Here is a 9276-nt window from a genome sequence, read left to right as displayed (position 1 = left end):
CGCCAGCCGTACGGTCGGGCCCGCGGTGCGGATCGCCGTGCTCGGGCCGCTGCGGGCCTGGCAGGGCGGGCGGCCGTTGGAGCTGGGGCATCCGCGCCGGCAGGCCGTGCTGGCGGCGCTGGCGCTGCGCGGGGGACGGGCCCTCAGTCGACAGGAACTGCTGGACGGCGTCTGGGGGTTGGAGCAGCCGGTCGCCAACGTGGTGCCGGTGCACATCTACCGACTGCGCAAGATCCTGCGCATCGGGGACAGCCCGGACTCGGTGATCGAGTACGACCGGGGCGGCTACCGGCTGGTCTCCGGCGCGGCGGAGGTGGATCTGGCGCGGATGGAGGACCTGGTCACCGCCGCCGGGGCGGCCCACCGGGCGGGCGACCCGGTCGAAGCGGTCCGGTTCTGCTCCCAGGCGTTGGAGCTGTTCCGCGGGGAGCTGCTGGCCGGACTGCCGGGCCCGCTCGCCGAGTTGGAGCGGCTGCGGCTCACCGAGCGCAGGATCGCCGTCGCGCAGCGGAAGCTGGAGTGGCAGCTGCGACTGGGCCGGAACTCGGAGGCGGTCGCCGAGCTGTTCCCGCTGTCCGCGGAGCACCCGCTGAACGAGCTGGTGGCCGCGATGTTGATGCGGGCGCTGTACTGCGGCGGCCGGCGGGCCGACGCCCTGGCCGTGTTCGACCGTACCCGCCGGCGGCTGGCCGACGAGCTGGGGGTGCCGCCGGGTCGGGTGCTGCGGCAGACGTACCGGATGGTCCTGCGCGGGGACGAGGCCGGACTCGGCCCCACCGGAGGCAACCGGTGAGGCCGAGGACGGCCCTGAGGGTCGGGACAGGAGACCGGACCGTTGTCGGGTCAAGCGACCGGATCCTGTCGGCTCAGGAGGCGAAGGCCGCCTCCAGCCGGGGGATCAGGTCCCGGAGGTCCTGTTCCCAACAGCCGCCGTTGTGGCGGCCGTTGCACTGGGTGCCCCAGGCGGAGCCGTCGCCGTAGTCGACGTAGTGGTAGGGCATGCCGAGGGCGTCCAGGTGCTCCTTGACGTGCCGGGCGGCGCCTTCGAGCCAGAACTCCGGTTCGGTGACCACACCGCCGCCGTTGCCCACGTAGATGGAGACCCCGACACCGGTGAGCCTGTCCATGTGCCGTGACGGGTCGGCGTCGTTCCACCGCCAGTCCGCGTTGAACACCGGGTAGGGCGAGCCGAACAGGGCGTCGCTGTCCACGGCGGGCTTGTAGGGGGAGTTCGCGGGGTCGCAGGCACCGGACGACAGGGCGCAGATCACGCCTGGCCCGTCGATGAGGGAGGCGACCATGGCCAGCCGCAGGTCCATGGAGTCGACGGAGAGGTCGATGTCGCCCGACAGGGAGGCGGTCTGGCTGAACAGCTCGGGGTGGTCCTGGGCGTAGTGGAAGGCCCCGAACCCGCCCATGGAGACGCCGGCGACGGCCCTGGCCTTCTTGGTGGCGATGGTCCGCAGGTTCGCGTCGATGAACGGGATCACCTGGTGGAGGTGGAAGTTCTCCCAGTTCTGGGCCCCGGCCGGGGTGTGCTGGTCGAGCCAGTTGGCGTACCAGCCGCGGGCGCCGCCGTCCGGGATGACGGTGATCATCGCGTTCGAGGTGGTCAGCGCCGGGTAGGTCTGGTTGACGGGATCGTCGGGTGAACCGTGCAGGAAGTACAGCACCGGGTAGCGCCTGGTCGGGTCGTCGTAGTAGCCGCTCGGCAGGATGATCTTGATGTGGTGCCTGCCCGCGACCTCCGGCGTGGCCACGGTCAGGAGGAAGTTCGTGGGGCCGCCCACGGCCGGTTCGACCTGGGTCAGGCCGAACCCGTCCGCCATCGGCGGCGGCGCCCCGGTGCCGCCGGCGGCCCTTGTCGTCCCCGCTGTCGTGGCCATGGCCAGGGCGGCGGCCACCAGGGCCACCACCAGTCGCCATCGGGTCACTGTCCTCGTCACGGCGTTCCCCTCCATGAGTTGGTCGTCCGACGTCACCGGACGACCGTGGCAGCGGTCGATGACATCCCGATGACGCCTCCCGTCGCGTTCCGGCATCCCCGTCGCTCATCTGACGAACAGTCATACACACGTTGGAATAAGGGAGTTCGCCAAGGTTGCGACCGTGGCGAGGGTCGGGAATCGTGCCACGCGGCCGAGCCGGTGCAGCTAGGGTCGGTACACCGACGAGACGTGTCCTGCAAAGGGAGCGAACATGGTGGGCGTGGAGCTGGCGGTCGGTTTCCTCTTCGCGTGGGCGGTGCGCAAGGCGAGGCGGGTGTCGGGCCGGATGGACGCGGAGGTCGACCACGCGCTGGACGCCGGGATGGACCGCCTGCACGAGGTGGTGGCGGTCCGCCTGGGCGCCGATCCGGCCCTGGAACGGATGATCCAGGAGGCCGATTCCGGTCTGACGGAGCCGACCGACCGTACTCGGCAGCGGCTGCGACTGGCCCTGGAGGAAGCGGTCGAGGACGACACCGGGTTCGCCGGGACACTGCGGGAGGCCGTGGCGGAAGTCCAGGCGGCCGAGGCCGCCGCCGATCCGGGCCGCGGCGGAAACACGATGACCGGGAACACCTTCCACGGGTCCACGGCGATCGTGGTCGGTGACCACGGCCACCAGGAGAACCGCTTCGGGGCCTCATGACCGCTACGGAGCCGGGCACGACCGGTGCGGAGCCGGGCGGCGAGCCGACCATCGTCTTCTACGGCCCGACCGCGATCCTGTCGGGCCCCAACGGCGTCCAGAACAACTACTTCACCCTGCGCTTCCCCGACCCGGTGGAGACGGCGGCGCAGCAGCTGGGCAATGTGGTGCTCGCGCAGTGGCGGCAGGAGGCCGCGCTGCGCGGCCTCCACGGGCCGGAGCCGATCCCGGTCCGGTGGTGCGCTCGATCCGGTGGCGCGTTCGGCGACCACCCCGACCTGACGGCGGACCCCGTCGAGGGGAGCGCCGCGGACCTGGCCTCCTTCGCCGGCGCGTTCCTGCGCCTGCCGCAGCGCCGGCTGGTCGTGCTGGGCGGGCCCGGCAGCGGAAAGACGACCCTGGCCGTGCTGCTGGTGATCGAACTGCTGCGGCGGATGCGCGAGGGAGAGCCGGTCCCCGTCCTGCTGTCGATCGCCTCCTGGCGGCCGCGCGTGGACCACCTGACCGAGTGGCTGGACCGGCAACTGCTGTGCGAGTACCCCTACCTGGGCCTCGAGACGGTCCGGCTGCTGCGCCGCGACCGGCGCATCATGCCGGTGCTCGACGGTCTGGACGAACTGCCCGCCGACGAACGGCCGGTGGCCCTGGAGAAGCTCAACGCCCTCGAGGACGGAACCCCCCTGGTCCTGACCTGCCGGACCGAGGACTACGTCGAGGCGATCGACGCCGCCCAGGTGCTCCGCTCGGCCGCCGTCGTCGAGGCCGAACCGCTGACCGCCGAGGAGGCCTCGCGGTACCTGCTCAGGAGTGCCACACCCCAGCACCAGGACCGCTGGCGCCCGCTCACGGACGCGCTGACGGAGGATCCGTCCTGCCCGGCGGCCGAGGTCCTGACGGTTCCGCTGATGCTGTGGCTGTGCCGGACCGCCTACCAGCGCCCGACCTCGGGCGGGGGTCCCGGAGACCTCGCCAAGCGGCGCTGCTTTCCCACCCCGGAGGCGATCGAGAGGCACCTGCTGGACTCCCTGGTCCCGTCGGTCTATCCCGCCGGTCCGCTGCCGTCGGCCCAACCCGGCCGGAAGGCGTCGGGCCGGTGGTCGCGGGAGGAGCGGAACCGGGATCCGGAGCGGGTGTCCCGCTGGCTGGGCTTCCTCGCCCGGCACCTCGAACGGCAGGAGCACCCTGACCTCGCCTGGTGGAAACTGGGCACCGCCATGCGGCTGGTGCCGCGCATGCTCCTCACCGGGTTCGTAACCGGGGCCTGTGTCGCCCTCGTCATCGGCGCCATGGACGGGGCCTTCGCCGTCTTCGACGACACCGGGCCCCCGCGCGGCCTCACGGCGAGGCTCCACCACGGGTTCACCATGGCGGTGCTGGACGGACTGATCAACGGCCTCCCGGCCTTCCTGGCCTTCGCGCTCGTGCACGGGATCGGCTTCGTGTTCCGGGGCGCGGCCCTGGAACCGTCGCAGGTGCGGATACGCCTCGGCGGAAGGGCCGGAGGGGGTGCCAGATCCGGTTCCGAGATCCTCGCGCGCGCCGGGGTCGGGCTCGCGGCAGGGTTGGTGGGCGGGGCCGGGATCGGCCTCCTGCAGGGGGTCGGCAGCACCCTGCGCTCGGGGGACCCGGACTGGTACACGTACGGACTGGTGTCCGGGGTGGTCTACGGGGTCGTGTTCGGCCTCTCGGCCGGGCTCACCGGGGCGCTGATGGCCTGGTTCGAAGCCCGCGTCGCCATCGCGTCCGCCCCCGACCCCCGCGACCTGCTGGTCATGAACCGCAGGACCGTACTCCTGCAGTGGTTCATGTTCGCGCCGGTGTTCGGATGCCTGGTCGCGATCGGGAGCAAACCCGTCATCGCCCTCTTCGACCACCGGCTCTGGGGCCTCACGCTGGCCTGGAACGCCGAGATCGCGCTCAGGTTCGGACTCCTCACGACGTTCGGAGCCGGGCTCGGAACCATGCTCAGCCTGACCGCGTGGGGTCAGTGGACCCTCCTCGCGCGGATCTGGCTGCCGCTGACCGGACAACTGCCCCAGGCGGCGATGACCTTCCTGGAGGACGCCCATCAGCGGGGCGTGCTGCGCAAGGTCGGCGCGGTCTACGAGTTCCGCCACGTCCGGCTCCTGGAGCACTTCGCCCGGACACCTGGTCGCCGCCACCGGTAGGCCGAAGCGCCCGGGTGTCAACCGGCTGGAGGGCGTCTGGCGGACGGACGGGTACGGCACGGTCGTCGCGGTCCACGGGACTGCCCTCACCACCTACGACGTCACCAGGAAGAGCTGCATACTCCGTCCTGACCGGGGCCCGGCGGATCGCGGTCGCGTCCTACTGCTTCGCCGCCGGCCTGCTGTTCCGTGTGACAGTCGAGGCCTCGACCGCGGCCGGCGTGGTTGGCGTCTCCCAACAACTCGGCAACGCACCGGAGTTGGTCGAACTCGCCCTGGAACGCTTCCACCAGGCATGCGACGCGAAGGTCTGACCGGCGGAACCTCGACCCCGCCGGTCCGGCCTGGTGGTGCTACAGGTCGTCGGTGAACAGCAGGAGGTTGGGGGTGCCCTCGCGCACGTCGGTCAGGACGTCCGGGGTGGCGGTGTACTGGAGGAAGTCGGAGACGTCGATCGGCTCGGCGTCCGGGAACGCGGACTACTCGTCCGTGAGTCGGGCGCCGGAGCGGACGCGGGGTGCGATGTGCCCCTCCCGGCCCGTGCCGCCCGCGAGTCGGAGGAGGAGGCCGGGCAGGTCGGTGGCGGCGTAGCGCGGCTGGACGCGGGGGAGGCGGGTGGTGTCGGAGAGGAGGAGGACGGGGCCGTCGTCCGGGTCGTCGGGGAGGCGGCCGTGGCTGCCGCGGATGTGGGTGGCGTCGAGCGGGACGACGGACAGCGTGGAGCGCAGGCCGAGCCGACGGCGGGCGAGGGCGGCAGCGGCCCGGAGCCTGACGAGGCGGTCGGCGGGGTCGAGGAGGAGTTCGGCGGGGTCGTAGCCGGGTTTGCGGTGGATCTCGACACAGCGGGCGAAGTCCGGGGCGCGGGTGTCGTCCAGCCAGTAGTAGTACGTGAACCAGGCGTTGGCGGCGGCGACGGCGACGAGTTCGCCCGCGCGGGCGTGGTCGATTCCGTACGCGGTCTTGCCCGCGCTGTCGAGGACGCGTTCCACTCCGGGTAGCGCTCGGACGAGCTCCGCGACGCGCGGCAGGTCGGCGGGGTCGGGCACGTAGAGGTGGGCCACCTGGTGGTCGGCGACGGCGAACGCCCGGGACGTGTACGGGTCGAGGTACTCCATCCCGGCCTGGGTGTACACCGTGAGGAGGCCGGCCGCGCGGAGCGCGCGGTTGATGTGGACGGGGTGGTCGACCGCGGTGATGCCGTACTCGGACAGCGCCACGACGGTGGTCCCGCGCTCCCGGGCCAGGCGGAGCAGGGGCGCGAGGACGGTGTCGAGGGCCCTGGCCGCGGCGGCGGCCTGGGGTGCGGCGGGGCCGAAGCGCTGGAGGTCGTAGTCGAGGTGCGGCAGGTAGGCGAGGGTCAGGTCGGGTGCGGCGGTGCGGATGACGTGCTCGGTGGCCCGCGCGATCCACCTGCTGGAGGTGATGGAGGCGCGCGGGCCCCAGTAGTCGAAGAGCGGGAACGGGCCGAGGGCGTCGGTCAGTTCGTCGCGCAGGCCCGGTGGGACGGTGTAGCAGTCGGGGGACTTGCGGCCGTCCGCGTGGTAGACGGGGCGCGGGGTGACGGTGATGTCGGTGCCGGCGCCCATGGCGTACCACCAGCAGATGTTGGCGACGCGGTAGCCCGGGTGGCGCCGCCTGGCGGTGTCCCACACCTTCTCGCCCCGCACCAGCTGGTTGTGCTGGCGCCACAGGAGCACCTCGCCGAGGTCGCGGAAGTACCAGCCGTTCCCGACGATCCCGTGTCGGCTCGGGGGGAGCCCGGTCAGCAGGCTGGCCTGGACGGGGCAGGTGACCGCGGGGAAGACCGGTTCCAGCCGGGCACCGTGCCCCGGGGTGTCGCCGTCGGGTTCGGCGACGGCCCGCAGGTGCGGCATGTGGCGCAGGAGGCGGGGGGTGAGCGCGGCGACGTTCAGCACCAGCAGGGGGGTGGGGCGGCGGGTGGTCACGGGGTGTGCTCCCGCAGTCCGGCGGCGAGCAACTGCTCGCGGGTCCAGGCGAGTTCGGCGGCGATGCCCGCGACCAGTGCCTCGTCGTCGGCCGGCCGGTCCCGGCCCGGGAGGACCGACCACGTGTACGTCTCGACCTCCAGGTGGTCGGTGACGGGGTGCGGGCCGTGGACGAGGGCGCGGATGGCGTCGGTCAGCACCGGTCCGGTCGCGGTGAGCGGCGGCTCCGGGTCGGCGTGCACGGGGACGTGGAAGTGCACCCGCCACGGGCGCGGATCGGCGCCGTCGGCCGGGGAGCGGAGCGCCAGGTCGAGGTCGTCCCACCGCTCCGGGCGGGGGCCGGCGGGCTCGGCGCGGGTCTGGTGCAGGAACCGCGGCTCGGCGAAGCGCGCGAGCGCCCGTCGTACGGCGGGGTCGGAGGGATCGTCGGCCTGGAGGGCGCTGGAGAGCTGGGCCTTGACGACGGGCAGGCCGGCGTCGGCCAGGCCGCGGAGGGCGGACGGCGGGTCCTCGAAGTCGACGGCGAGGTGGCAGACGTCCAGGCAGACGCCGATGCGCTCGGTGTCGAGTCCGGTGAGCCGTGCGCAGGCGTCGCTCACGGTGGAGACCACGCAGCCCGGTTCGGGTTCCAGGCCGACCCGGACGCGGCGGCCGGAGTCGGACTCCGACTTGGCGAGCCCTTCGGCCAGTTCGTCCAGGCCGCGGCGGGCGCGGTCCTGGTGTCCGGGCGTCCAGCTGGCCCGCCAGCCCAGGGGGAGCGTGGAGATGCTCCCGCGGGCCGCGTCCTCGGGCAGCAGCGCGGTAAGCACCCGGGCCAGGTCGAGGGTGTACGCCAGGCGGGCCGGGTCGCTCCAGTCCGGCCGGTAGACGGCCCGTTTGACGACCGGCTCGTGGAAGCCGCGGTAGGGGAAGCCGTTGAGGGTGACGACTTCGAGCCCCCGGGTGGACAGTTCACGGCGCAGCCGGTCCAGGGCCGTCGCGTCCGTCGCCAGGGTGCGCGCCACGTCGTGGGCGAGCCACAGGCCCAGGCCCAGGGACGGCGCCGCGAGCCGTTCCCGGACGGGCTCGGCGTGGACGGCGAGTTGAGCCAGGACGCCGTCGAGGTCCTCCGCGGGGTGGACGTTGGTGCAGTAGGCGAGGTGGACGGTGCTGCCGTCGGGGTGGCGCAGGCGCATCGGGGGCGGTCTCCTTGCTCCGGGAAGGGCTACTCGCCGCGGGCGATGGAGTTCCCCAGGTACACGGCGTCGCCGGGCCGCTCGTGGGGCTCCTCGCGGTGGTCCGGCGTGTCGGGACCGTCCACCGGCAGGGTCAGGCGTCCGCTCTGGCCGTAGAAGGCGACCGGGTTGCGCCACATCACCTCGTCGACCTGGTCGGCGGTGAAGCCGGCTTCGAGCATCGCCTCCGCCGTGCGCCGGGTCGCCAGCGGGTCGCTGCGGCCCCAGTCGGCCGCGGAGTTGACCAGCACCCGGTGGGTTCCGTGGCGCTTGAGGAGCTGCACCAGGCGGTGGGGGTCCATCTTGGTGTGCGGGTAGACGGAGAACCCCGTCCAGCAGCCGGTGTCGGCGACCTCCGTCACGGTCAGCTCGGTCAGGTGGTCGACCAGGACCAGGTCGGGAGCGATCCCGCACTCGCGGAGGACGGCGAGCGTGCGCCTGGTCCCGACGGCCTTGTCCCGGTGCGGGGTGTGCACCAGGACGGGCAGTTCGTGGTCCATGGCGAGCCGGACCTGGGTGGCGAGCGCGTGGTCCTCCTCCGGGGTGACGGAGTCGTAGCCGACCTCGCCCACCGCCACCACCGCGTCCTTGTCCAGGTAGCGGGGCAGCACGTCGAGGACGGCGGTGCAGCGGGGGTCGTTGGCCTCCTTCGGGTTGAGGGCCAGGGCGCAGTGGTGGCGGATACCGAACTGGGCCGCCCGGAAGGGTTCCCAGCCGATCAGGGAGTCGAAGTAGTCGACGAAGCTGGCGACGTCCGTGCGGGGCTGGCCCAGCCAGAACGCCGGTTCCACGACGGCCCGGATGCCGGCGTCCCGCATCGTCTGGTAGTCGTCGGTCGTCCGCGAGGTCATGTGGATGTGGGGGTCGAAGATGCGCATCAGGTCCCGGCAGGGTGAGGGGGCGGAAGGGGCTCGGTCGCGGCCGGTCGGGGGCCGGCCAGCGCGCGCACGTCGCCCGGTACGGGGCGTCCTGCGCTGGTGAGTTCACGGGCGTGCGTCGCGGCCATCCGGGCCAGTTCGGCGTCGGTCCGGTGGGGCAGCCCGGCCACGGCCCGCAGGGGGACGGAGCAGTGCAGGCACTTCAGGACGGCCTCCCGGTAGGCGGGCGCCGGCAGGTGCCGCGCCCCGTAGGGGCCCAGTGCGGCGGCCAGCAGCCGGGGGTCGTTGGCGCGCAGCGCGTCGGACACCAGGGGGACGGCGTCGTCCCGCAGGCCGTACGGGGCCAGCAGGTCCAGCGGGCCGAGGGCGCGGAGCACGCCGCGCCGTTCCGCGGCGTCCCCGTGGCGGTAGACGGCGGACGCCCGGACGGCGGGGC

Annotated in this window: 8 protein-coding genes; 3 read left to right on the top strand and 5 right to left on the bottom strand. The window is 73.1% G+C overall.

Annotation, left to right across the window (positions count from 1 at the left end):
* A partial coding sequence (locus tag AE652_RS27310) for a BTAD domain-containing putative transcriptional regulator (RefSeq protein WP_049656168.1) occupies positions 1-793 on the top strand: 793 nt, incomplete at its 5' end.
* A 73-nt stretch (positions 794-866) separates the two neighbouring features.
* Here the strand turns inward: AE652_RS27310 and AE652_RS27305 are convergent.
* Positions 867-1946, bottom strand: coding sequence for an alpha/beta hydrolase-fold protein (locus AE652_RS27305; protein ID WP_049656166.1), 1080 nt, complete (start codon positions 1944-1946; stop codon positions 867-869).
* Positions 1947-2199: 253 nt separating this feature from the next.
* Between AE652_RS27305 and AE652_RS27300 the strand changes: the two genes are divergently transcribed.
* Both AE652_RS27300 and AE652_RS27295 read left to right on the top strand, forming a co-directional pair.
* Complete coding sequence (locus AE652_RS27300) at positions 2200-2634, top strand: chromosome partitioning protein (protein ID WP_082346003.1); 435 nt, start codon at positions 2200-2202, stop codon at positions 2632-2634.
* Positions 2631-4802, top strand: a complete 2172-nt coding sequence (locus tag AE652_RS27295; RefSeq protein WP_049656163.1) for an NACHT domain-containing NTPase — start codon at positions 2631-2633, stop codon at positions 4800-4802. The genes AE652_RS27300 and AE652_RS27295 overlap by 4 nt, the downstream gene beginning before the upstream one ends.
* Before the next feature lie 479 nt (positions 4803-5281).
* Here the strand turns inward: AE652_RS27295 and AE652_RS27290 are convergent, their stop codons facing one another.
* From AE652_RS27290 to AE652_RS27275, 4 genes are all read right to left on the bottom strand, one after another.
* On the bottom strand, positions 5282-6748 hold the full coding sequence (locus tag AE652_RS27290; protein WP_049656161.1) for a nucleotide pyrophosphatase/phosphodiesterase family protein: 1467 nt from the start codon (positions 6746-6748) through the stop codon (positions 5282-5284).
* Positions 6745-7923 (bottom strand): metabolite traffic protein EboE, encoded by a 1179-nt coding sequence (eboE, locus tag AE652_RS27285; RefSeq protein WP_049656160.1) that lies wholly within the window; start codon positions 7921-7923, stop codon positions 6745-6747. Before eboE ends, AE652_RS27290 begins: the two co-directional genes overlap by 4 nt.
* Positions 7924-7952: 29 nt before the next feature.
* On the bottom strand, positions 7953-8840 hold the full coding sequence (locus AE652_RS27280; protein WP_049656159.1) for a TatD family hydrolase: 888 nt from the start codon (positions 8838-8840) through the stop codon (positions 7953-7955).
* A partial coding sequence (locus AE652_RS27275; protein WP_049656157.1) for an EboA domain-containing protein occupies positions 8840-9276 on the bottom strand: 437 nt, incomplete at its 5' end. The genes AE652_RS27280 and AE652_RS27275, both read right to left, overlap by 1 nt.

The sequence above is a fragment of the Kitasatospora sp. MY 5-36 genome, from assembly GCF_001182915.1.
GTDB lineage: Bacteria > Actinomycetota > Actinomycetes > Streptomycetales > Streptomycetaceae > Kitasatospora.
Note: the sequence above shows the minus strand (reverse complement) of the source record. Positions and strands in the feature narration are given on the sequence as shown.